Raw genomic sequence first — 21,954 nt, 5'->3', positions numbered from 1 at the left:
TGCGCCCGGTGGCGCTACGCAACCGGGCGTGAAGACGGTTTTGGGCAGGCTGGTTCACCAAATCCAGCCTGCCTGAGTCGTCCTTTTGCCTCATCAGACTGTAAAAAATCCGCCAGACGCTGGGCGCGCGGCGTGATAACCGCACAGGCATAATCCGCGCGCGGGTTATAGGGCGCAGGGATATCCATCACCGTCAGCCCGGCAATCTGCCGAAGCGCGGCGGCATAGCTCGCATAGCCGATAAACACCTCCGCCTGCCCGCTGAAAATAATCCACTGCGCGGCCAGCATCTCTGCCGGGATCGGTGAAGAATCGCGCCCGCCCACCAGGGCTATCGCCCGCGTCCTCAACGCCTCGCCCGCCTCTCCCATCCGGCTAAACAGCACCTGGGTGTAATCGCCGGACGGATCGGCTCCCGCCGTGGAAGTGGCAACCCGTAAGTCGCCGCGCATCAGCACCGACCGCCAGTCGTCCTGTGCGCGCAGCACATCGCTGCGCACCGTCAGGCAGAGCCTGTTACTGGCAAACGGCGTCACAGACGCTGCCCGCCCGGCGCGCTGCAGCGCCAGAGGATGCTCGAGACTGGCGGAGGCAAACAGGTCGCACGGCTCACCGGCTTCGATACGTTCCCGTAGCAGCCCGGCGGGGCCAAACTGCGTGTCGACATGTTCCGGGAATTGCACCATCAACGGCTGCCAGACGCTGCGCAGGCTGCCCGCCGCCAGCACGCGCATCAGTCGATCCCCTGATAGTGGGTGCGGTAGAAGCGCTGATACCAGTCGTCTGCCACCTTGCGCATGTCTACATCCGTAAACTTCTGCGGGTAGAGCTTTTTCGCCATCCACAGTTCGCCAATGCCCATTGCTTCCGGCATCGGGTAACCCCAGGCTTTGGCATAGTCGGGCATCAGATAGACGCGGTGGTGTTTGACCGCATCAATCACCTGCCACTGCGGGCTTGTCATGATCTCATTGACGACGGACGGGTAGCGGTCCTGCACGAAGATCACCTGCGGGTTCCAGGCGATGACCTGCTCCATCGCCACGGTTTTGAAGCCCTGAATGGTCGATGCGGCAACGTTAACCGCGCCCGCGTGTGCCATCATCAGCCCGGTGTATTTCCCCGAGCCGTAGGTGGTGAGTTCCGGGTTAGCCATGTAAGCGCGAACGCGTTTTTCGGCGGGGATAGCCTTCAGGCGGTCGCTCACCTTTTTGCGGCCCTGGTCGGTCGCTTCAATTAACGCCTTCGCTTCCGGCTGCTTATTGACGATCTCGCCAATCAGCGCGATCCCTTCGCGCAGCCCCTGATCGTAGGCTTTTTCCTCGTCGGCCAGGGTCGGGTTCAGTTTGGCTTTTTCACCGGCTGCGTCGTGGCGCAGGGAGATCGCCACGACCGGGATGCCGAGGCTGGCGATTTTGTCGATCATCTCCTGCGGCGCATAGTTCGTGACAAACACCACCTGCGGTCTGAGCGCTACCAGTTTTTCCGGATCGACGTGCGTGAGATCGCCCAGCGTCGCTTTCTGGTTCAGCTCTGGCGCGAGACGCGCATAGCCCTCGCCCAGCTGCTGCTTCCAGTTTGCCATCACGCCGACAATTTTGTCAGTGGCATGCATTTGCACCAGCAGGTTAAGGGTTTGATGCTGAAGCACAACCACCCGATCGACGTCGTCGGGAATCGTCACCGTGCGGCCAATCTGGTCGGTTATCTGGCGAGACGCCTGAGAAGAAAGCGGAAGTAAAATCAGGGCGCAAAACGCCACTGCCTGCCAAAAGCGCTGTTTCATAATGTCCTCACATATCGTTATGCAATGGATTATATAACGATTGGATAAGGAAGTCGTGGTGTGCTTTGGGGGTAGGCACCGTCGGTACGATGAAGCGGCTATGGCCCTGATAAGAGGACGTTCGTCGATCCGTGCCGCAAATCCTCCTCTTTTTTCAACATCATATTTACAAGCCCGGATAATCTGGCAAGAATCGATTTATCTTCCCAGGAACAGACGCATGAAACAGGACAGACAGCAGAACATTATTGCCTTGCTGAGCCGCTGCGACTGGCTGACGACCGAGGCGCTGGCAGAACAGCTTGCCGTCAGCAAAGAGACGATCCGCCGCGATTTGAACGGGCTTCAGCAGCAGGGGCGGATCCTGCGCCAGCACGGACGGGCGCGGCTGCTCCATCCGGCCAGTCGCGACGGCGGCGAGCCGTTTGGCGCGCGCCTGAAAAGCCATTACGCCGACAAAGCCGATATTGCACGCCACGCGCTGGCGTGGATCGGCGAAGGGATGACCCTCGCCCTTGATGCCAGTTCGACCTGCTTTCACCTGGCGCGCCAGCTCCCCGACTGGGATCTCACCGTATTTACCAACAGCCTGCCGATCTGCCACGAAATCGCCAGGCGCGAGCGGATCACGCTGATCTGTTCCGGCGGCACGCTGGAGCGTAAGTACCGCTGTTACGTTAACCCTGCCCTGGCGACGCAGCTTAAAACCCTGGAGATTGATCTGTTTATCTTCTCCTGCGAGGGCGTCGACGAGGAGGGTAACCTGTGGGATCCGACCGAGCATAACGCCGCGTTTAAGGCCCACCTGCTCCGCCGCGCCAGTCAGTCGCTGCTGCTGATTGATAAAAGCAAATTCCAGCGCTCAAGTGAGGTGAAAATCGGCCAGCTTTCGCAGGTGACCGAGGTGATCACCGACGCTCACCCTTCGAGACGGTAGCCCGCCATAAAGTAGCGCAACGCCACGCTTGAGTGCGTGTCTCTGAAGAAGTCCATCACCATGTCGCGATCCAGCCCGTAGCGACGCGTTAAAATTCCTGCCTCCCACGCGCTCAGTTGGCGATCCCCGGTCTTCTCAAACATTCGATGCGAAAAGCCCAGCACGAAGCCGCGCTTATAGTCAGAGCAGAAGTGTGCCACATTCTTTGCCGTATCGGCCTGTGCCGCGCGCATGCCCGCCATCAGCCCTTTTCCAAAATGGTTATCCATCGCTACGCCCTCATCGTTGTATATAAAATTATATAGCGATATTTTAAGCGATAGCCAGTGAAAATGAAGGCCGCACGTGGCGGCCTTGAGGTGATTACGCAGAGAGGCGGAATTTCTGGACGGAGCGCTGCAGATCTTCCGTCTGGCGCTCCAGGGCGGAGGCTGCGGCGGAGACCTGCTCCACCAGCGAGGCGTTCTGCTGGGTAACACCGTCCATCTGGGTAATGGCGATACCTACCTGCGAGATGCCCTTGCTCTGCTCTTCCGAGGCAGAGGCAATCTGCTTCATGATGGTGGTCACTTCGGTGATATCGCGCAGGATCGCTTCCATGGTGGTGCCGGTGTCGTTAACCAGTTGCGCCCCCTGCGCCACGCGGGCAACCGAATCGGCAATCAGCCCTTCGATCTCTTTGGCCGCATTGGCGCTGCGGCTTGCCAGATTACGCACCTCACCAGCGACGACGGCGAAACCGCGCCCTTGTTCACCCGCACGCGCCGCTTCCACCGCCGCATTGAGCGCCAGGATGTTGGTCTGGAACGCGATGCTGTTAATGACGGTAGTGATTTCTGCAATTTTCTTCGAGCTGCCTGAAATACCGCTCATGGTCGTCACCACCTCTTCCACCAGCGAGCCGCCCCGGCTGGCGGTGGTTGACGCCACATCCGCCAGTTCGCTGGCCTGACGCGCGCTTTCGGCGTTCAGTTTTACCGTCGCGGTGAGCTGCTCCATGCTGGCGGCGGTCTCCTCCAGCGCGGCGGCCTGCTCCTCGGTGCGTGAGGAAAGGTCGTTGTTGCCGCTGGAGATCTCGGTTGCGCCGCGCCAGATATTTTCACTGCCGGAGCGGATGTTGCTGACCGCTTCACGCAGGCTGTCCTGCATCGCACTGAGCAGCGGCACCAGCTGCCCGACGCAGTTGCGGCCAATGGGTTCAATCGGCTGGCTGAGATCGCCCTGGGCAATCTGGCGGAACTGATGACGAATACGATCCAGCGGTTTCACCAGCAGTGCCACCAGGTAGCGGTCGGTAAACAGCAGGATCAGCAGACCGATAATCGTGGCAACGACGATCACCGTGCGGGTCATGCTGGTCAGCCCATCCACCACCACGCGCGTGGTGTCGAGCCTGTCGCCTGCGGCCTGGTTAAAGCGTTCGGCTGCGGCACCAAAGGCGCGGCTCAGCGGCGGGGTGACGTTGTTCGCCTGCTGGCGATAGCCCTCCAGCGAACCTTGCTGCGCCTGCTGCATCTGCGACGTTACGCCCTGATCGAGCAACGCCTGCCAGGTGCCGATCACCTGGGCGGAGATCTGCTCATCCATCGGGCCTGGCGAAATGGCCTTCATCTGTTCCAGTTTTTTGGCCATGTTATCCAGCGCCTGCTTCGCTGAGGCTAAATCAGGCGTGCCGCCTGCGGCTTTGGCCTCCATTGCGCGGCCAAGACGGGTGACAAAGCGAAAGTACTGATCGTTACCCTGGCTCAGCACCGTCATCTGCTGCACCAGCTGACGGTCAACATCGTTACCCTCGGAGACGCGGGAGAGTGACCAGGTGCTGTACAGGCCGACCCCCGCCCACATTAAACAAAAGATCCCGAGTATCGTCAGCATAACGAAGCGGATCGTGAAATTACGAAGCATCTGCATTGAGTTTTCCTTGCCGTGAGGGGAGATTCGCCCAGAGGCGAGACTTAATCTCGTTATCGGCAGGAAATGGCGAAGGTATACTGTTTCGCGACTCTTTTTCTCACATTTTTTATTTTCCCTTTCCCAATCAGAAAACGATAATCGCGGTGCAGCAATACCCCCTCAAAATATATGTTTTTACATTTCAGCAGATGATGAAATGTAAACTTGCCGCACATTCAATTTTTTCTCCCCACCGGGTACGCTTTTTTGTTCATCTGAATTTTCAATCAATCACGCCAGTATTGATCGTTACCGATAAAATTAGCCTGCTAACCATCCAATCATATTGATACTACAAATGTATTTGCTTTTGTTTATTTGTTTAATTTATTTAAATTGGCTTAATTTAGCTTTAAGTTTTATTACATCCAAAATGGCCAGGATGTTTCTTACTTTTACTTTTTTCATTTAAAAAGGAGATCTGTTCAATCAATCCCATTCAGAGAAAAACAAATGCGAAATTCAATGAAACGTACGCTGATCTCCCAGTGTATTTTACTGGCCTTAACCTCTTTTGGCGTCAGTGCAAAAACAACGCCGATGTATCCAGACGTTCCGACAAAATCATGCGAGAGCGGAAATAACAGCCAGACGTGCGGATTAACAGAATATACCGACGGTAATTATTATCAGGATCCTGGTGCGACCAATGCCGTTATGGCTGACACCACCGCTACCAATATTTATATGGACGGCCACCGTAAGAGCGGCGATACCCAGTCGTTAACCGTATCGGGCACGAATATGTCCGGCCATTATATTCAGGGCAGTAACGGCGGAACGGTCAATATTACCCTCAATAACGGCGCAACCGCCGATATGATTGAGGCTGGCAAGGTGGAGGCCACCACAAATACCACCGTTAACGTCGACCATTCGACGCTGAACGGTGAGAGCAGCACGGGTAAGTACGATAATCATAATAAAGATTATATGATGGGGTCCGCGATTTTCCTCGATCCCATGGATAAAGGCTATCACACCGTCAATATTACCAACGGCAGTGCGCTGCACGGGAGTATTGTGAGCGCGGGTGAAGGCGCACAGGCTATTTCCATGAGCAACAGCGCCATGGATAAAGGGGGTATTTATGCCGGCAGCCTTACATCAGATACCACTGTTTCTCTGACCAGTGCGACCGTCGATGCTTCGCAAAGTCTGATTGCAAAAAATATCGACTCGCTGGCCGAGGCGCTGTTTAAAAAAACTGGCATCAAAATTAATAACCCTGACGAATTCAACGATCTTGCCGTGGCGCTGTACGGCACCACCAACACTACGCTTGCCATGAATAACAGCACCGTAACCGGCGACGTGGCGATACTGAATGACAAAGGCACCACGACGGTAACGATGACCAATAAAAGCGTGGTGAACGGTGACGTAACGGTAGACGGCAGTACCGCCACCACGCTGCTGGTCGATAACAGTACGGTTAACGGCGACGTGGATACCAGCCACAACAGCGGCAATACCACCGTAACCCTGCAAAATAACGCGACCGTAAACGGCGATGTCAAAACCGGCTCGGGCGATGACACGCTGGTATTGACCAACAATTCTCACGTCAACGGCAACGTGGACGGCGGAGCCGGCAGCGATACGCTCTCGATGGACGCAGGCAGTTCCATCACCGGCCAGATCAGCCAGTTTGAAACGGTGAATACCACCAGCGATAACAGCATCACCATTGACAAGATCAACGATGCCACCACCTGGAGCCTGCAGGATGGCTCAACCCTCGTGGCGAGCACTACCGGCAGCAACGCCCGGGTGAGCATGAGCACCGACAGCTTCGTCAACTTCGGTACCATTACCGGTGCAAATAACGCCATCATGGTCACCAGCATTACGCCAACGGCGCAAAACAAGAGTAACGTGATTCTCGGCACGTTCAGCACCGCCAGCAGCACCGCGCCGCAGAACTATGCTGCCGCAACCTTCACCAACGGCGAGAATAGCGTTGAGAACCGCAGCGGCGCGTACAACTATGACAACAGCCTCGACATTGTGCCGGCAGATGCGGCCCCGCAAACGATGCTGGCCGCTGATAACAGCTATAACTGGAACATGGTGTTCAACAGCGCGCAAGGCTCGCTGGCAAGCGACGTTCAGGGGCTGATTGCCGGGCTGGACGCTGCCGAGCAGGCCGGTCACCAGGTTGCGGACGACATCAGCAACCACATGAACCAGGTGCACCTGGCGAATCTGCTGGGTCAGCAGCAGGACGGCGCGCAGGTCTGGGGCGACTTCCTCTATCAGAACGGAAACTTCAGCAACGACGTCGACTATAAAAGCATTACCCAGGGCGCGCAGGGCGGTGTCGACTGGACGGCGCACATGGACAACGGCGACAGCGTGACCGGCGGTATTGCCCTGGCCTGGACCCGCAGCCGCGTGCAGGACACCAGTGACGGGGTCGATAGCTTTAAGGACAGCGTTTACGGCAACTACTACAGCGTCTACGGCGGCTGGCAGCAGGCGCTGAACGGTAAATCCTGGGGCATGTTCGCCGACGGCAGCTTCAGCTATGGCGACATGCGCTATACCCTCTCAGCCAATAACGTGACGGGCAATACCAGCGGGATGACCGAGGCGCTGAACGGCTCCACCGACGGCAACCTGTACATTGCCCAGGCGCGTACCGGTGTGAACGTCTTACTGCCAGGCGAAACCCTGCTGCAGCCGTACGCGACGCTTGGCTGGGATCAGACCAAAGCCAACGGCTTCTCCGACAGCGAAGTGACCTTTGCCGACAGCCAGGTCTCTTCCTGGAACGGCGGCGCGGGGGTGCGTTTGACTACCACCCTGACCGATCTGAACAAGAACGTGCAGGTGATGCCGTGGATTGACGCGCGCTTCCAGAAAGAGTTTAGCGACGATACCGACATCAAGGCCGCGGATTATCACAACACCTCCGGGCACAACAACGCAATGGGTATCTTTGGGGCAGGCATCAACGCCACCATCGCGCATAACTTCTCGCTGAATACCGGCGTGTATGTGGGAACGGGTGACGTGGATAACGATGCCAGCGTTCAGGCGGGGATGAGCTACAGCTTCTGATCCCCTTCACTTCCCGGCAGCGCGACGCTGCCGGGGCAAGCCTGTTTTGCAAGCCGGGCGTGCCCGGCTTGTTTGCGTTCAGCGCAAATACTTCTCGAACCATCCCAGCGTGCGCGTCCAGGCCAACTCTGCCGCAGCCTCGTCGTAACGGGGTGTGGAATCATTGTGAAAACCGTGGTTTACGCCGGGGTAGATATAAGCCTCGTAAACCGTGTTACTGGCTTTCAGCGCCGCCTCATAAGCGGGCCAGCCTTCGTTAATGTTCTTATCCAGTTCGGCGTAATGCAACAGCAGCGGCGCTTTGATTTTAGGGACATCCGCCGCCGCAGGCTGGCGACCGTAGAACGGCACCGCGCAGTTCAGCTCGGGATAGGCCACCGCCGCCGCGTTCGACACGCCGCCGCCATAGCAAAAACCCGTGATGCCGACCTTGCCGGTCGCCTCAGGGTGCGTTCGCATAAACTCGACGGCGGCAAAGAAGTCGTTCATCAGCTTTGTCGGGTCGACCTTCTGCTGGAGCACTTTGCCCTCTTCATCATTGCCCGGATAGCCGCCGACCGAGCTTAAGCCGTCCGGTGCCAGCGCGATGTACCCGGCTTTGGCGACGCGTCTCGCCACATCTTCGATATAGGGGTTCAGGCCGCGATTCTCATGCACTACCACCACCGCGGGCACGTTGCCGCTGGCTTTAGCCGGTTTGACCAGATAGCCGCGCACCTCGCCGTGCCCGTTGGGCGACGGATAGTGAATGTATTCAGGAAGAATATCGGGGTCGGTGAATTTAACCTGCTCGGCCAGCGCATAGTTGGGCTTAAGCATGTTAAACAGCGCCAGCGCCGTTACGCCGCCCACCGCATAGCGTGCTGCAAGATTCAGAAACTCGCGTTTGGAGATTTTACCGTGTGCGTAATAGTCGTAGTAATCGAGCAATTCCTGCGGAAAATCTTTGGCGGTCAGGCGCGTCATCGCATCTCTCCGGGATTTGTGATTTGATAAGCATAGAATGAAAACGTTGTTTCGAAAATTCATCGACAAGAAAGGAGACATCATGTCCTGGCATCCCTACCCTGGCCGCTACGAAAATATGCAGTACCGTTTCTGCGGGCAAAGCGGCCTGCGCCTGCCCGCGCTGTCGCTCGGCCTGTGGCACAGCTTTGGCCACGTTCAGACGCTGGAATCCCAGCGCGCGCTGCTGCGTAAAGCGTTCGATCTCGGCATTACCCATTTTGACCTCGCCAATAACTATGGCCCACCGCCGGGCAGCGCCGAAGAGAACTTTGGTCGGCTGCTGCGCGACGATTTTGCCGGGTATCGCGACGAGCTGATTATTTCCACCAAGGCGGGCTACGACATGTGGCCGGGGCCGTACGGCTCGGGCGGTTCGCGTAAGTATCTCCTCGCCAGCCTCGACCAGAGCCTGAAGCGCATGGGCGTGGAATATGTCGATATTTTCTACTCCCACCGCGTCGATGAGAACACGCCCATGGAGGAGACGGCTGCGGCCCTGGCGCACGCCGTGCAGAGCGGCAAAGCGCTGTATGTGGGGATCTCCTCTTACTCGACGGAGCGAACCCGGATCATGGCCGGGCTGTTGAGCGAGTGGAAGATCCCGCTGCTGATCCATCAGCCGTCCTATAACCTGCTGAACCGCTGGGTCGATAAAACCGGGCTGCTGGACGCGCTGGACGCTAACGGCACCGGCTGTATCGCCTTTACGCCGCTGGCGCAGGGGTTGTTAACCGGAAAATATCTGAACGGCATTCCGGACGGATCGCGCATGCAGCGTGAAGGCAAGAAAGTGCGCGGACTGACGGAAAACATGCTGACCGAGGCCAACCTGAACAGCCTGCGCCTGCTTAACGAAATGGCGCACGCCCGCGGGCAGACGATGGCGCAGATGGCGCTGAGCTGGCTGTTGAAAGACGAGCGCGTCACGTCGGTGCTGATCGGTGCGAGCCGCCCTGAGCAGCTTGAGGAGAACGTTCAGGCGCTGGAAAACCTGCGCTTTACGGACGATGAACTGGCGCGAATTGACCAGCACGTTGCGGATGGTGAGTTGAATCTGTGGCAGGCGTCGTCAGATAAGTAAAGTGAACGGAAATACCCCCACAGCCGTATATTCCCCTCACCCTAACCCTCTCCCCAAAGGGGAGAGGGAATGGTTCGATGCGCGCATAAATTTGTGCGCGATGGAAAATTACTTCTTACTGATCTTATCCAGATACCCCATAACGAACGCCGACAGGACAAACGTCAGGTGGATAATGACATACCACATCAGCTTGTTGTCCGGTACGTTCTTCGCATCCATAAACACGCGTAAAAGATGGATGGAGGAGATCGCCACAATGGAGGCGGCCACTTTGTTTTTCAGCGAGGTGGCGTCCATTTTGCCGAGCCAGCTCAGCTTTTCTTTGCGCGCGTCGATATCCAGCTGAGAGACAAAGTTCTCATAGCCGGAGAACATCACCATCACCAGCAGCCCGCCGACCAGCGTCATGTCCACCAGCGACAGCAGCACCAGAATTAAATCCGCTTCCGCAATGGAGAAGATGTTGGGCAAGACGTGAATAATTTCCTGGAAGAACTTGATCGTCAGAGCGATAAGCGCCAGGGAGAGGCCAAAGTAGACCGGCGCCAGGATCCAGCGAGAGGCGTACATTGCGTTTTCAAAAAAGCGTTCCATAGAGTCCTGTCTGCAAACGAAACCAGCGCTCAGTATATCTCAGGAGCGCTTACTGTTTGCAACAGCTAACCAACAAAGCACTTACACTTCCTGCGGGTTTACGTCCGGGCGCGCATATTCCGGCCACACCAGCGCCACCAGCTCCGGGTAGGCTTCAAGACTGAACTCGCGAAAACACTGGCGCAGATTTAATACGTCCAAATCCGAATACGAGACCTTCTCGCCATTCAGACAACGTTTTTTGATATTGTCATAATATTTGTACACCGCCGAATTCAGGTCGCTGCAGCGGCGCTGTGCTTCAAACAACCCGGGCGTATCATTAATTTCAGCCATTTTCATGCGCTTAATAGTCGCATGCAAAAAGTCGATATATTCATGATTGACACGCCAGTACCAAACCGGCGTTATCGCGTTCATCAATACCGAGAAATGATCTTCCCCTTCCTCTTTTGTCATCGGCTCTGGCTGTGGCGGGACGCTGGCATCCTTCGATACTTTGGTTTTATTGAACTCTTGCATCAATAAAAGAACGCCGGCGGTCAGTAATAGCAATGTAATGACCGTAAAGAAAATACTGTTCATGGGTAGGCTCCATTTTTTTTGATTTTAAAATTGCCTCATGTTATTGTCAACGAATCTCACCCTAATACTAACCCCACCCTGTTGAAATTAAAGGACGTTACAATGCTGCCCGACAATCTCGTCCCGGCTAAGTACCACATCACGCCTGTGGAGCAGCCTGCGAAGGAAGCAGAAAAAGAGACGAATTTCACTCAGGGAAAAAGAAAGCTCTCCGATTATGAGTCCGAAATATTAATTGGTGTCTCACAGTCCGGTAAATCCCGTAATATGTTGCTGGAAGAACACGACCGCCATATTAAGGATCGCTTGTTTCGCGCCGTAAAAATTGAAGCCTTGGTACACCTGCTGGACGATCTGCAAGCCGAGGGCGAAATAGATGCCCAGACCTTAAGTCAAATAATGGCTGAAAAAACCAAAGAAATAAACGAAGCGGGAAATGAAATTTGGCTTAATTTAATTACCCGCGAAAAAAACACCCCCATTTTTTATGACCTCGGGGAAGATTAACGTGAAAGCAGTTAGCGATAATAACGTTTATTTGACTTTAGAAGATAAAAAAAGCGACGAGTTTATCTTAAAGCAGAATCTCGCTGCGTTACGAAACATCAAAAACGCCGAGATGACGCGTATTACCCAGGATCTGGTCTCTATCCCGGCGACGCTGGTGCGCCTGAAATGGCAGAACCGCCGTGAAATTTATGCTTTACAGGTGAAAGAGGAGATTTACGGCGCGGTGATGAATGCCATCATTGAAAAGCAGCCGGAGCTGAAAGAGAAGCTCCTCGGACGCCTTGAAGCCCACTACCAGTACCTGCTGGCGCGCGAAACCGCAACCCTGCGCCTGACCCGCAAACTCGCCGAAGGCGACTACCGCACCTCCAGCGTCACCTGCGTCGCGCTTGATGAAGAGGCGCACGCCAGTATTACGGATAATCCTTAATTATCCCTGCTTTTCGATAAAATCTCCTACGCTTAATGGGTAAGTTCACTCAAAAGGAGATCCCTTATGGCACATCACCAGACGAAAATGCAGGACCCCACCACGCAGTATCACACCGGTGAATACCCTAAGCAGAAGCAGCCTGCCCCTGGCGTGCAGTCAAAGATGACGCCTGTACCGGACTGTGGCGAAGAGAGCTATAAAGGCAGTGGACGACTCCAGGATCGTAAGGCGCTGGTGACAGGGGGCGATTCCGGTATCGGACGCGCTGCCGCCATCGCTTACGCGCGTGAAGGCGCAGACGTAGCGATTAACTACCTCCCGGCGGAGGAAGAGGACGCGCAGCAGGTCAAACAGCTGATTGAAGAGGCGGGACGTAAAGCGGTGCTGATCCCGGGCGACCTGAGCGATGAGCAGTTTGCCCGCTCGCTGGTGCATACCGCGCACGAGGCGCTGGGTGGTCTGGATATCCTGGCGCTGGTTGCCGGTAAGCAGACGGCGGTAGAGAAAATTGCCGATCTCACGACCGAGCAGTTTAAAGAGACTTACGCGGTCAACGTCCTGGCGCTGTTTTACATTACCCAGGAAGCCATCCCGCTGCTTCCGGCCGGGTCCAGCATCATCACCACGTCCTCGATTCAGGCCTACCAGCCAAGTCCACATCTGCTGGATTATGCCTCAACCAAGGCCGCGATCCTGAACTACAGCCGCGGGCTGGCGAAGCAGATCGCCGAAAAAGGGATTCGCGTGAACGTGGTCGCACCGGGTCCAATCTGGACCGCGCTGCAGATTTGCGGCGGCCAGCCGCAGGAGAAAATCCCGCAGTTTGGTCAGCAGACGCCGATGAAGCGTGCGGGGCAACCTGCGGAGCTGGCACCGGTGTATGTCTATCTGGCAAGCCAGGAATCCAGCTACGTCACGGCAGAAGTGCACGGCGTGTGCGGGGGAGAACACCTCGGTTAAAAACCGTTGTGGGGAATAAACAAAGGGGGCCGCGATGGCCCCCTTTTTACATTCACAGTGTGTTACCGACTGGCGTTAACGGTGAAATCACTTCGCCGCCGTTTTCTCTTCACCCACCAGACCAATCTTCAGGTAACCCGCCTGATGCAGCGTGTCCATTACCTTCATCATGGTTTCGTAATCAACGGTTTTATCCGCGCGGAAGAACACGGTGGTGTCTTTCTTGCCGCCGGTGAGCTGGTCCAGCGCCGGAATGACTGACGTATCCGTGACCGGGTCGTTGCCCAGGAACATGGATTTATCGGCCTTAACCGACAGGTAGATTGGCTTTTCCGGACGCGGCTGCGGCTGGCTGGACGAGGCCGGCAGGTTCACCTTCACGTCAACCGTCGCCAGCGGCGCAGCCACCATGAAGATAATCAGCAGCACCAGCATCACGTCGATAAACGGCGTGACGTTGATTTCATGCATTTCGCCGTTATCGTCCAGATTTTCGTTAAGACGCATTGCCATAGTATCAACCTAAGCGCAGTTTGGACGCCGCATGTACCGGTTTAACGGCGCTGGCGTTGAGGTCCAGGTCACGGCTTTGCAGCAGCAGAACCTGCGCCGCAACGTCACCCAGCGTGGCTTTATAGCTGCCAATCATACGCGCGAAGATGTTGTAGATAACGACCGCAGGAATTGCTGCCACCAGGCCGATAGCCGTCGCCAGCAGCGCTTCTGCGATACCCGGCGCAACAACCGCCAGGTTGGTAGTCTGCGTTTGGGCAATACCGATAAAGCTGTTCATGATGCCCCAGACGGTACCGAACAGGCCGACAAACGGAGAGATCGCACCGATGGTCGCCAGATAACCGTTACCGCGGCCCATATGACGGCCCACAGCAGCCACGCGACGTTCCAGACGGAAGCCGGTACGCTCTTTGATGCCTTCGTTATCTTCACTGCCTGCGGAGAGTTCCAGCTCGTTCTGCGCTTCATTCACTAAAAGGGAGGTCAGGCTTTTCGCGTGGAAGGATGAGGTCATGTCGGATGCCTGATCCAGAGAGCGGGCTTCAGCCAGCTGCTGCTGTTCGCGCTTGAGACGACGCTTCTGCGAAATAAGCTCAACGCTCTTGCTGAAGAAAATAGCCCAGGTGACAACGGACGCCAGGATCAGGCCGATCATCACAATCTTAACCACGATGTCGGCATGATGATACATGCCCCAAACGGAGAGATCCGTCTGCATCAAATTATTACCCACTCTGTATCTCCAGGACGCAAATCACAAATTCTGAGCATAATAATATCAAAACAACGTCGAATTGATAGTAGTTCTCATTAGTATTTACATAGTGCCGTAAATTTCACTCACTTTCCTTGCGCTTACCCAGGAAAAATTTTCAGAGCCGCAATTTTAGAAAATTTTCGCCTTATTCCACTATCGCAGAAGTGCACTTTTTTACTTTCATGGTAGTCTGGACGTCCAGACGTATAAAAACAGGGCTATCCAGGATGACGAAGAAGCAGCTTGATACCACGCTGGTGCAGGCCGGACGCAGCAAAAAATACACCCAGGGCGCGGTCAACAGCGTGATCCAACGGGCCTCCTCTCTGGTGTTTGATACCGTTGAGGACAAAAAGATCGCCACGCGTAACCGCGCCTCCGGCGGGCTTTTCTACGGGCGTCGGGGCACCCTTACCCATTTTTCGTTGCAGGAAGCGATGTGCGAGCTGGAAGGCGGGGCGGGCTGCGCGCTGTTCCCCTGTGGCGCAGCGGCCGTTGCCAACACCATTCTGGCGTTCGTGGAACAGGGTGACCATATCCTGATGACCAACACGGCGTACGAGCCGAGCCAGGATTTCTGCACCAAAATCCTCAGCAAGCTCGGCGTCACCACCGGCTGGTTCGACCCGCTAGCGGGCGAAGGCATTGCCGACCTTATTCAGCCGAACACGCGCATCGTGTTCCTGGAATCACCGGGGTCGATCACCATGGAAGTACATGATGTCCCGGCCATCGTTAAGGCGGTGCGCAGCAAAGCGCCTGAGGCAATCATCATTATCGACAATACCTGGGCGGCGGGCGTGCTGTTTAACGCGCTGGAATTCGGTATCGATATCTCCATTCAGGCCGCGACCAAATACCTGATTGGCCACTCTGACGGCATGATTGGCACCGCGGTATCTAACGCCCGCTGCTGGGATCAACTGCGTGAGAATGCCTACCTGATGGGCCAGATGGTGGATGCCGATACGGCCTACATGACCAGCCGCGGCCTGCGCACGCTGGGCGTGCGCCTGCGTCAACACCATGAAAGCAGCCTCAGGGTGGCCGAGTGGCTGGCGCAGCATCCGCAGGTTGAGCGGGTTAACCATCCGGCGCTTCCCGGCAGTAAAGGCCATGAGTTCTGGAAACGTGACTTTACGGGCAGCAGCGGGCTGTTCTCATTCGTGCTTAAAAAACGGCTGAACAATGACGAGCTGGCAAGCTATCTGGATCATTTTACCCTGTTCAGCATGGCCTACTCCTGGGGCGGGTTTGAATCGCTGATCCTGCCTAACCAGCCGGAGCAGATCGCGGCGCTACGCCCGGGCGGAGAAGTGGACTTCAGCGGCACCCTGATCCGACTGCATATTGGTTTAGAAAATGTTGACGATTTAATTGCCGATTTAGCAGCAGGGTTTGCGCGCATCGTGTAGAGTGCAGGCTGAAAGTGTACTCCCTGGACATTTTTATTCACGGCGCAACCGGAAAAGTCTGCATGAGTTGCGCCTGCGATCAATCCCAACGGGCCAATTAGGGAGTACAATAGCGTTATATCTGCTGTTCCACAGGAAAGTCCATGGCTGTTATTCAAGATATTATCGCTGCGCTCTGGCAACACGATTTTGCCGCGCTGGCGGACCCGCACGTTGTGGGGATTGTCTATTTCGTGATGTTTGCGACCCTGTTTCTGGAAAATGGATTACTGCCAGCCTCGTTTCTGCCCGGTGACAGCCTGCTGCTGCTTGCAGGGGCGTTAATCGGCAAGGGCGTGATGGACTTCGCACCCACGATGATAATCCTCACTTCCGCCGCCAGCCTTGGCTGCTGGCTGAGCTATTTGCAGGGCCGCTGGCTCGGGAATACCCGCGTCGTGAAGGGCTGGCTGGCGCAGTTGCCGCACAAATATCATCAGCGTGCGACCTGCATGTTTGATCGTCATGGCCTGCTGGCGCTGCTGGCCGGGCGCTTCCTCGCTTTTGTTCGCACCCTGCTGCCAACAATGGCCGGCATTTCCGGGCTGTCGAACCGCCGCTTCCAGTTTTTCAACTGGCTGAGCGCCCTGCTGTGGGTTGGCGTGGTGACATCCCTGGGCTATGCGCTGAATATGATCCCGTTTGTAAAACGTCATGAAGATCAGGTGATGACCTTCCTGATGGTGCTGCCGATTGTCCTGCTGGTTGCCGGGCTGGTAGGGACGATTGCGGTGGTGATTAAGAAGAAATATTGCAGCGCGTGATCCCCTCACCCTGAACCTCTCCCCACAGGGGAGAGGGGGAAAAACCTAAGCGCCCTGCATTGTTCTGATGCGCGTCGCATCTTCCCCCGGCGTCACGCCGAAATAGCGCTTAAATTCCCGACTAAACTGCGATGCACTTTCATACCCAACGCGCATAGCCGCCGCGCTGGCCTTCATGCCGTCGTGGATCATCAGCATGCGCGCCTTGTGCAGCCGGTAGGTTTTAAGATACTGCAGCGGCGAGGTGCTGGTGACCGACTTAAAATTATGGTGGAACGCCGACACGCTCATGTTCGCCTCTGCCGCCAGTTGGTCCACGCTGAGGTTTTCCGTGTACTGGCTTTCAATGCGTTTCAACACGCGGCTGATCAAGCTGAAGTGCGTCTGACGGCTCACCAGCGCCAGCAGCGCCCCGCCCCCCGGCCCTAACAGAACGTGGTAGAGGATCTCGCGGATAATCTGCTTACCGAGAATACGGGCATCCAGCGGTCTTTCCATGACGTCCAGCAGGCGTTCAACGGCGCAGAGGATTTCATCCGACAGCGTCGCGGAGTTGATGCCGCTGGCCGCCATCGACGGCTGGAACAGCTCATCTTCCCCAATGTCCATCAGCAGCTCCTGCAGTTGCAGAATATCAACATTCACGCGGATCCCCGCCAGCGGAACCGCCTCCGTCGCGAACGTTTCACATTCAAAGGGTAAAGGCACCGTCAGGAGCAGATATTCATTGGTGTCGTAACGAAACACGCGCTCATTGATATAGCCAATTTTATGGCCGGAAAAGAGAAAAACGATGCCAGGCTGGTACATCACCGGCGTGCGCGTACCCGGCTGCGTCCCGTAGAGCAGGCGGATATCCGGCAGCAGCGCACTCAGGTCATTTTGCTTATCTATCAACTGTTTGATTTGCGAAGTAAGCTGTAAACAGATGTCATCGCGGTTCATTTTTTCTTACTCCAGAGGCGGTTTCCGACCCATGCAGTGTGCGCAATTTCTTTCACTTTCTCCAGCGCGCTGTAGAAATGGGCAAGACATCGGCAGGAATGTGCATTGAGAGGATAGCGCCAGATAGCCACAATGTGCAGCATCAGGTCGCCATTTGCGCCACCGCGGTTTTTCACCCACCAGAGGGAAAGAGCAATGAATAACTTTAATTTACATACCCCCACCCGCATCCTGTTTGGTAAAGGTGCTATCGCCGAACTGCGCGAGCAGATCCCCGCTGACGCCCGCGTGCTGATCACCTACGGTGGCGGCAGCGTGAAAAAAACCGGCGTGCTGGATCAGGTTTACAGCGCGCTGGACGGTCTGGACGTGCGTGAGTTCGGCGGCATCGAGCCAAACCCGTCTTACGAAACGCTGATGAACGCGGTGAAAATCGCGAAAGATGAGAAGATCACCTTCCTGCTGGCCGTGGGCGGCGGTTCTGTTCTGGACGGCACCAAATTCATCGCCGCAGCGGCCCACTACGCGGACGGCATCGATCCGTGGCATATTCTGGAAACCCGCGGCAGCGACGTGAAAAGCGCGATCCCAATGGGCTCCGTGCTGACCCTGCCCGCCACCGGTTCGGAATCGAACAAAGGTGCGGTGATCTCCCGTAAAACCACGGGCGATAAGCAGGCCTTTATGAACGAACACGTTCAGCCGGTATTTGCCATTCTGGACCCGGTTTACACCTACACCCTGCCTGCACGTCAGGTCGCCAACGGCGTGGTGGATGCGTTTGTTCACACCGTTGAGCAGTACGTTACCTACCCGGTGGATGCTAAAATTCAGGACCGCTTCGCAGAAGGCATTCTGCTGACCCTGGTTGAAGATGGCCCGAAAGCGCTGCAGGAGCCGGAAAACTACGACGTGCGCGCCAACGTGATGTGGGCGGCAACTCAGGCGCTGAATGGCCTGATCGGTGCCGGCGTGCCGCAGGACTGGGCAACCCATATGCTCGGCCACGAGCTGACGGCGATGCACGGTCTGGATCACGCACAAACCCTGGCGGTGGTTCTGCCTGCGCTGTGGAATGAAAAACGTGACACCAAACGCGCCAAACTGCTGCAGTACGCCGAGCGCGTGTGGAACATTACCGAAGGTTCTGACGATGCGCGTATCGATGCCGCGATCGAAGCGACCCGCAACTTCTTTGAAAGCCTGGGCGTGCCAACGCGTCTTTCCGGCTATGGCCTGGACGGCAGCTCCATCCCTGCCCTGCTGGCAAAACTCGAGGCGCACGGCATGACGCAACTGGGCGAGCACGGTGACATCACCCTGGACGTAAGCCGTCGTATTTACGAAGCGGCACGCTAAGCGTTTTTGTTGTCACACCTTTCGTTTTTTGACATTTCGTCCAGACTTAATGCACACCAACATCGTCGGAGGCTCCCTTCGACGATGAGCAAATGGAGGAGGAAAAATGGCAAACCAAACCGTGATCAAGCTTCAGGACGGCAACGTAATGCCCCAGTTGGGGCTCGGCGTATGGAAAGCCGGTAACGACGAGGTCGTGTCCGCCATTCATAAAGCACTGGAAGTCGGCTACCGGTCGATTGATACCGCTGCCGCGTACAAAAATGAGGACGGCGTGGGCAAGGCGCTCGCCAGCGCAGGCATGCCCCGCGACGACCTTTTCATCACCACCAAGCTGTGGAACGACGACCAAAAACGCCCGCGCGAAGCCCTGCAGGAGAGCCTGGACAAGCTGCAGCTCGATTTTGTCGATCTGTATCTGATGCACTGGCCGGTTCCGGCTATCGATCATTACGTGGATGCCTGGAAAGGCATGATTGAGCTCCAGCAGGCTGGGCTGGTGAAAAGCATTGGGGTGTGTAACTTCCAGGTGCACCACCTGCAGCGTCTGATTGACGAGACGGGCGTCGCGCCGGTCATCAACCAGGTTGAGCTGCACCCACTGATGCAGCAACGTCAGCTGCATTCCTGGAACGCCACGCACAAGATCCAGACCGAATCCTGGAGCCCGCTGGCACAGGGCGGTGAAGGCGTATTCGATCAGAAGATAATTCGTACGCTGGCGGATAAATATGGCAAAACCCCGGCGCAGATTGTGATTCGCTGGCATCTGGACTGCGGCCTGGTGGTGATCCCGAAATCGGTCACGCCTTCGCGCATCGCTGAGAACTTCGACGTCTGGGATTTCCGCCTGGATAAAGATGAGCTGGGTGAAATTGCGAAGCTGGATCAGGGCAAGCGTTTGGGGCCGGATCCGGATCAGTTTGGGGGGTAATTTTCCCTCACCCTAACCCTCTCCCACAGGGAGAGGGTACATTTTACACCCTGTCCCTGTGGGAGAGGGCCGGGGTGAGGGCATCACCGTTATCCGATCTTACGTTTTCCCGTTTTTTTCGCCCCCGTTGCCCCACCGTTCGAACGCTGATGCACAATCGGCGTATGTTTCGTGAGGGCCGGGCGCGTATGGCGGTTCTGGCGGCGTGCTTCCCGCATTTCATCGAGCGTTGGCGCAGGGACCAGGCAGTCGCGGCGTGAGCCAATCAGGTGTTTTTTACCCATCTCTTCCAGCGCCTGGCGGATCAGCGGCCAGTTAGCCGGATCGTGGTAACGCAGCAGCGCTTTATGCAGACGACGCTGTTTATCCCCTTTCGGCACCACCACGTCTTCACTCTTGTAGCCAATCTTACTCAGCGGGTTCTTGCCGGTGTAATACATGGTCGTCGAGTTGGCGAGTGGCGACGGATAGAAGTTCTGTACCTGATCGAGTCGGAAGCGACGCTGTTTCAGCCACAGCGCCAGGTTGACCATATCTTCATCGCGCGTGCCGGGGTGCGCGGAAATGAAGTACGGGATCAGATACTGCTCTTTACCCGCCTGCTTCGAGTAGGTATCAAACAGTTCTTTAAAGCGATCGTAGCTGCCCATGCCCGGCTTCATCATCTTGGACAGCGGGCCTTCTTCGGTGTGCTCCGGGGCAATCTTCAGATAACCGCCGACGTGGTGCGTCGCCAGCTCTTTGATATAGCGTGGATCTTCCACCGCGATGTCGTAACGCACCCCGGAGGCGATCAGGATCTTCTTGATGCCTTTCAGATCACGCGCACGGCGATAAAGATTGATCGTCGGCTCGTGGTTGGTGTCCATATGCTCGCAAATGCTCGGATAGACACAGGATAAACGGCGGCAGGTCTGCTCCGCGCGCGGCGATTTACAGCGCAGCATGTACATGTTGGCAGTCGGGCCGCCGAGATCGGAGATCACACCGGTAAAACCCGGCACCGTGTCGCGAATGGCTTCGATCTCGTTGACGATGGAATCCTCAGAGCGGCTCTGAATAATGCGGCCCTCGTGCTCGGTAATGGAGCAGAAGGAGCAACCCCCAAAGCAGCCGCGCATGATGTTGATCGAGAAGCGGATCATCTCATACGCCGGAATACGGCTGCTGCCGTACGCCGGATGCGGTACGCGCTTGTACGGCAGCGCAAAGACGCTGTCCATCTCTTCGGTGGAAAGCGGGATCGCCGGTGGGTTGATCCAGATATAACGCTCGCCGTGCTTTTGCATCAGCGCGCGGGCGCAGCCGGGGTTGGTTTCATGGTGCAAAATACGCGACGCATGGGCATAGAGCACTTTATCGGCTTTGACTTTTTCAAAGGACGGCAGCAGGACGTAGGTTTTTTCCCACGGCTTCGGGCGCGGCGGCTGAACCACCACGGCTTTCGCTTCGGCTTTTTTCGGAGCGACCGGTTTGTTATCCGCACACGGCAGATCGTCACCGTACGGGTGCGGGATAGGGTCGATTTTGCCTGGCATATCAATGATGCGGGAATCCACCCCGCTCCAGCCCGGCAGCGCCTCTTTCACCATAATCGCGGTATTGCGCACGTCGCGGATGTTGCCTACCGGCTCGCCCTGCGCAAGACGGTGTGCCACTTCCACCAGCGGACGCTCGCCGTTGCCGAAGATCAGCATGTCGGCTTTGGAATCGACCAGTACCGAGCGACGCACGGTATCGGACCAGTAGTCATAGTGCGCGGTGCGGCGCAGGCTGGCTTCGATACCGCCCAGGATCACCGGGACATCTTTCCAGGCTTCTTTGCAGCGTTGGGTATAGACCAGCGTGGCGCGGTCCGGGCGTTTCCCCGCCACGTTATCCGGGGTGTAAGCATCGTCATGGCGCAGCTTGCGATCGGCGGTGTAGCGGTTGATCATCGAGTCCATGTTGCCCGCGGTCACGCCGAAGAACAGGTTCGGTTTCCCCAGACGCATAAAGTCGTCTTTGCTGTTCCAGTCAGGCTGCGAGATGATCCCGACGCGAAAGCCCTGCGCTTCCAGCATACGTCCGCAGATCGCCATGCCGAAGCTGGGGTGGTCAACGTAGGCATCGCCCGTCACCAGAATGATATCGCAGCTATCCCAGCCCAGCAGATCCATCTCTTCGCGGGACATTGGCAGGAACGGCGCTGGCCCAAAGCAGGCAGCCCAGTACTGCGGCCAGGAGAAGAGGTCACGATCCGGCTGGATCAGGGAAATTGCGCTCATAGTGCTTCCGAAGAAAAAATAGACAAAAGGAGCGGGATTATA

At 56.4% G+C, this 21,954-nt stretch carries 21 protein-coding genes; 10 read left to right on the top strand and 11 right to left on the bottom strand.

Annotated elements, in window-relative coordinates; genetic code table 11:
- Nucleotides 1-14 precede the first annotated feature (14 nt).
- A complete protein-coding gene (locus ACWKX3_RS17565; protein ID WP_454542146.1) occupies nt 15-734 on the bottom strand; it encodes a molybdate ABC transporter substrate-binding protein in 720 nt (239 codons plus the stop codon).
- The gene (locus ACWKX3_RS17560; protein ID WP_102890196.1) at nt 734-1,786 is read right to left on the bottom strand and encodes an ABC transporter substrate-binding protein; all 1,053 of its coding nucleotides are present in this window, start codon (nt 1,784-1,786) and stop codon (nt 734-736) included. Before ACWKX3_RS17560 ends, ACWKX3_RS17565 begins: the two co-directional genes overlap by 1 nt.
- A 220-nt stretch (nt 1,787-2,006) precedes the next feature.
- On the opposite strand from ACWKX3_RS17560, the gene fucR reads away from it, so the two are divergent.
- The gene (gene fucR / locus ACWKX3_RS17555) at nt 2,007-2,723 is read left to right on the top strand and encodes an L-fucose operon activator (RefSeq protein ID WP_006178522.1); all 717 of its coding nucleotides are present in this window, start codon (nt 2,007-2,009) and stop codon (nt 2,721-2,723) included.
- On the opposite strand, the gene ACWKX3_RS17550 is transcribed toward fucR, so the two are convergent.
- Nucleotides 2,705-2,992 carry a DUF2623 family protein gene (locus ACWKX3_RS17550; protein ID WP_006178523.1) on the bottom strand — a complete coding sequence of 96 codons (288 nt, stop codon included), beginning with the start codon at nt 2,990-2,992 and terminating at the stop codon, nt 2,705-2,707. The genes fucR and ACWKX3_RS17550 overlap by 19 nt on opposite strands.
- Before the next feature lie 94 nt (nt 2,993-3,086).
- A complete protein-coding gene (locus tag ACWKX3_RS17545; RefSeq protein ID WP_220710641.1) occupies nt 3,087-4,634 on the bottom strand; it encodes a methyl-accepting chemotaxis protein in 1,548 nt (515 codons plus the stop codon).
- 507 nt (nt 4,635-5,141) lie between these two features.
- Between ACWKX3_RS17545 and ACWKX3_RS17540 the strand changes: the two genes are divergently transcribed.
- Nucleotides 5,142-7,742 carry an autotransporter domain-containing protein gene (locus tag ACWKX3_RS17540; RefSeq protein ID WP_454542145.1) on the top strand — a complete coding sequence of 867 codons (2,601 nt, stop codon included), beginning with the start codon at nt 5,142-5,144 and terminating at the stop codon, nt 7,740-7,742.
- A 78-nt stretch (nt 7,743-7,820) separates the two neighbouring features.
- Here the strand turns inward: ACWKX3_RS17540 and yghX are convergent, their stop codons facing one another.
- On the bottom strand, nt 7,821-8,708 hold the full coding sequence (yghX, locus tag ACWKX3_RS17535; protein WP_006178528.1) for a YghX family hydrolase: 888 nt from the start codon (nt 8,706-8,708) through the stop codon (nt 7,821-7,823).
- An 82-nt stretch (nt 8,709-8,790) separates the two neighbouring features.
- On the opposite strand from yghX, the gene ACWKX3_RS17530 reads away from it, so the two are divergent.
- Nucleotides 8,791-9,831, top strand: a complete 1,041-nt coding sequence (locus ACWKX3_RS17530; RefSeq protein WP_137903635.1) for an aldo/keto reductase — start codon at nt 8,791-8,793, stop codon at nt 9,829-9,831.
- 108 nt (nt 9,832-9,939) lie between these two features.
- Here ACWKX3_RS17530 and ACWKX3_RS17525 read toward each other — a convergent pair whose 3' ends face one another.
- Complete coding sequence (locus tag ACWKX3_RS17525; RefSeq protein WP_006178530.1) at nt 9,940-10,428, bottom strand: TIGR00645 family protein; 489 nt, start codon at nt 10,426-10,428, stop codon at nt 9,940-9,942.
- 81 nt (nt 10,429-10,509) lie between these two features.
- The gene (locus ACWKX3_RS17520; RefSeq protein ID WP_006178531.1) at nt 10,510-11,013 is read right to left on the bottom strand and encodes an ESA_00282 family adhesion-associated protein; all 504 of its coding nucleotides are present in this window, start codon (nt 11,011-11,013) and stop codon (nt 10,510-10,512) included.
- Nucleotides 11,014-11,115: 102 nt separating this feature from the next.
- Between ACWKX3_RS17520 and ACWKX3_RS17515 the strand changes: the two genes are divergently transcribed.
- The 3 genes from ACWKX3_RS17515 (at nt 11,116) to ACWKX3_RS17505 (ending at nt 12,916) form a co-directional block, all read left to right on the top strand.
- Nucleotides 11,116-11,520 carry a hypothetical protein gene (locus ACWKX3_RS17515; protein WP_454542144.1) on the top strand — a complete coding sequence of 135 codons (405 nt, stop codon included), beginning with the start codon at nt 11,116-11,118 and terminating at the stop codon, nt 11,518-11,520.
- Complete coding sequence (locus ACWKX3_RS17510) at nt 11,501-11,953, top strand: hypothetical protein (RefSeq protein WP_006178533.1); 453 nt, start codon at nt 11,501-11,503, stop codon at nt 11,951-11,953. Before ACWKX3_RS17515 ends, ACWKX3_RS17510 begins: the two co-directional genes overlap by 20 nt.
- 66 nt (nt 11,954-12,019) lie before the next feature.
- On the top strand, nt 12,020-12,916 hold the full coding sequence (locus ACWKX3_RS17505) for an SDR family oxidoreductase (protein WP_058610768.1): 897 nt from the start codon (nt 12,020-12,022) through the stop codon (nt 12,914-12,916).
- 87 nt (nt 12,917-13,003) lie between these two features.
- Here the strand turns inward: ACWKX3_RS17505 and exbD are convergent, their stop codons facing one another.
- Together exbD and exbB are read right to left on the bottom strand one after the other, a co-directional pair.
- Nucleotides 13,004-13,429: a TonB system transport protein ExbD gene (exbD, locus tag ACWKX3_RS17500; RefSeq protein WP_006178535.1), complete on the bottom strand. Its 426-nt coding sequence runs from the start codon at nt 13,427-13,429 to the stop codon at nt 13,004-13,006.
- Between the two features lie 4 nt (nt 13,430-13,433).
- On the bottom strand, nt 13,434-14,165 hold the full coding sequence (gene exbB / locus ACWKX3_RS17495) for a tol-pal system-associated acyl-CoA thioesterase (protein WP_042321987.1): 732 nt from the start codon (nt 14,163-14,165) through the stop codon (nt 13,434-13,436).
- A gap of 251 nt (nt 14,166-14,416) precedes the next feature.
- Between exbB and metC the strand changes: the two genes are divergently transcribed.
- Both metC and yghB read left to right on the top strand, forming a co-directional pair.
- Nucleotides 14,417-15,604: a cystathionine beta-lyase gene (gene metC, locus ACWKX3_RS17490; RefSeq protein WP_454542143.1), complete on the top strand. Its 1,188-nt coding sequence runs from the start codon at nt 14,417-14,419 to the stop codon at nt 15,602-15,604.
- Nucleotides 15,605-15,747: 143 nt separating this feature from the next.
- The gene (gene yghB, locus ACWKX3_RS17485; RefSeq protein WP_006178538.1) at nt 15,748-16,407 is read left to right on the top strand and encodes a DedA family general envelope maintenance protein YghB; all 660 of its coding nucleotides are present in this window, start codon (nt 15,748-15,750) and stop codon (nt 16,405-16,407) included.
- A 45-nt stretch (nt 16,408-16,452) separates the two neighbouring features.
- On the opposite strand, the gene ACWKX3_RS17480 is transcribed toward yghB, so the two are convergent.
- Nucleotides 16,453-17,352: an AraC family transcriptional regulator gene (locus tag ACWKX3_RS17480; RefSeq protein ID WP_058610765.1), complete on the bottom strand. Its 900-nt coding sequence runs from the start codon at nt 17,350-17,352 to the stop codon at nt 16,453-16,455.
- Nucleotides 17,353-17,547: 195 nt separating this feature from the next.
- Between ACWKX3_RS17480 and yqhD the strand changes: the two genes are divergently transcribed.
- Both yqhD and dkgA read left to right on the top strand, forming a co-directional pair.
- A complete protein-coding gene (yqhD, locus tag ACWKX3_RS17475) occupies nt 17,548-18,711 on the top strand; it encodes an alcohol dehydrogenase (protein WP_006178541.1) in 1,164 nt (387 codons plus the stop codon).
- A 106-nt stretch (nt 18,712-18,817) separates the two neighbouring features.
- A complete protein-coding gene (gene dkgA / locus ACWKX3_RS17470) occupies nt 18,818-19,645 on the top strand; it encodes a 2,5-didehydrogluconate reductase DkgA (protein ID WP_454542142.1) in 828 nt (275 codons plus the stop codon).
- 89 nt (nt 19,646-19,734) lie between these two features.
- On the opposite strand, the gene ACWKX3_RS17465 is transcribed toward dkgA, so the two are convergent.
- Nucleotides 19,735-21,912: a YgiQ family radical SAM protein gene (locus ACWKX3_RS17465; protein WP_088208525.1), complete on the bottom strand. Its 2,178-nt coding sequence runs from the start codon at nt 21,910-21,912 to the stop codon at nt 19,735-19,737.
- Nucleotides 21,913-21,954: the final 42 nt, after the last annotated feature.

This window comes from Enterobacter sp. UPMP2052 (genome assembly GCF_053709675.1).
Note: the sequence above shows the minus strand (reverse complement) of the source record. Positions and strands in the feature narration are given on the sequence as shown.

Bases quoted from the DNA above. Each gene is read 5' to 3' on its own strand.
- exbD (WP_006178535.1), bottom strand. From the start codon at position 13,429: ATGGCAATGCGTCTTAACGAAAATCTGGACGATAACGGCGAAATGCAT.
- metC (WP_454542143.1), top strand. From the start codon at position 14,417: ATGACGAAGAAGCAGCTTGATACCACGCTGGTGCAGGCCGGACGCAGC.
- ACWKX3_RS17520 (WP_006178531.1), bottom strand. From the start codon at position 11,013: ATGAACAGTATTTTCTTTACGGTCATTACATTGCTATTACTGACCGCC.
- ACWKX3_RS17565 (WP_454542146.1), bottom strand. From the start codon at position 734: ATGCGCGTGCTGGCGGCGGGCAGCCTGCGCAGCGTCTGGCAGCCGTTG.
- dkgA (WP_454542142.1), top strand. From the start codon at position 18,818: ATGGCAAACCAAACCGTGATCAAGCTTCAGGACGGCAACGTAATGCCC.
- ACWKX3_RS17545 (WP_220710641.1), bottom strand. From the start codon at position 4,634: ATGCAGATGCTTCGTAATTTCACGATCCGCTTCGTTATGCTGACGATA.
- yghX (WP_006178528.1), bottom strand. From the start codon at position 8,708: ATGACGCGCCTGACCGCCAAAGATTTTCCGCAGGAATTGCTCGATTAC.
- ACWKX3_RS17480 (WP_058610765.1), bottom strand. From the start codon at position 17,352: ATGAACCGCGATGACATCTGTTTACAGCTTACTTCGCAAATCAAACAG.
- yghB (WP_006178538.1), top strand. From the start codon at position 15,748: ATGGCTGTTATTCAAGATATTATCGCTGCGCTCTGGCAACACGATTTT.
- ACWKX3_RS17515 (WP_454542144.1), top strand. From the start codon at position 11,116: ATGCTGCCCGACAATCTCGTCCCGGCTAAGTACCACATCACGCCTGTG.
- ACWKX3_RS17525 (WP_006178530.1), bottom strand. From the start codon at position 10,428: ATGGAACGCTTTTTTGAAAACGCAATGTACGCCTCTCGCTGGATCCTG.
- ACWKX3_RS17540 (WP_454542145.1), top strand. From the start codon at position 5,142: ATGAAACGTACGCTGATCTCCCAGTGTATTTTACTGGCCTTAACCTCT.
- fucR (WP_006178522.1), top strand. From the start codon at position 2,007: ATGAAACAGGACAGACAGCAGAACATTATTGCCTTGCTGAGCCGCTGC.
- ACWKX3_RS17530 (WP_137903635.1), top strand. From the start codon at position 8,791: ATGTCCTGGCATCCCTACCCTGGCCGCTACGAAAATATGCAGTACCGT.
- ACWKX3_RS17560 (WP_102890196.1), bottom strand. From the start codon at position 1,786: ATGAAACAGCGCTTTTGGCAGGCAGTGGCGTTTTGCGCCCTGATTTTA.
- ACWKX3_RS17550 (WP_006178523.1), bottom strand. From the start codon at position 2,992: ATGGATAACCATTTTGGAAAAGGGCTGATGGCGGGCATGCGCGCGGCA.
- yqhD (WP_006178541.1), top strand. From the start codon at position 17,548: ATGAATAACTTTAATTTACATACCCCCACCCGCATCCTGTTTGGTAAA.
- ACWKX3_RS17510 (WP_006178533.1), top strand. From the start codon at position 11,501: ATGACCTCGGGGAAGATTAACGTGAAAGCAGTTAGCGATAATAACGTT.
- ACWKX3_RS17465 (WP_088208525.1), bottom strand. From the start codon at position 21,912: ATGAGCGCAATTTCCCTGATCCAGCCGGATCGTGACCTCTTCTCCTGG.
- ACWKX3_RS17505 (WP_058610768.1), top strand. From the start codon at position 12,020: ATGGCACATCACCAGACGAAAATGCAGGACCCCACCACGCAGTATCAC.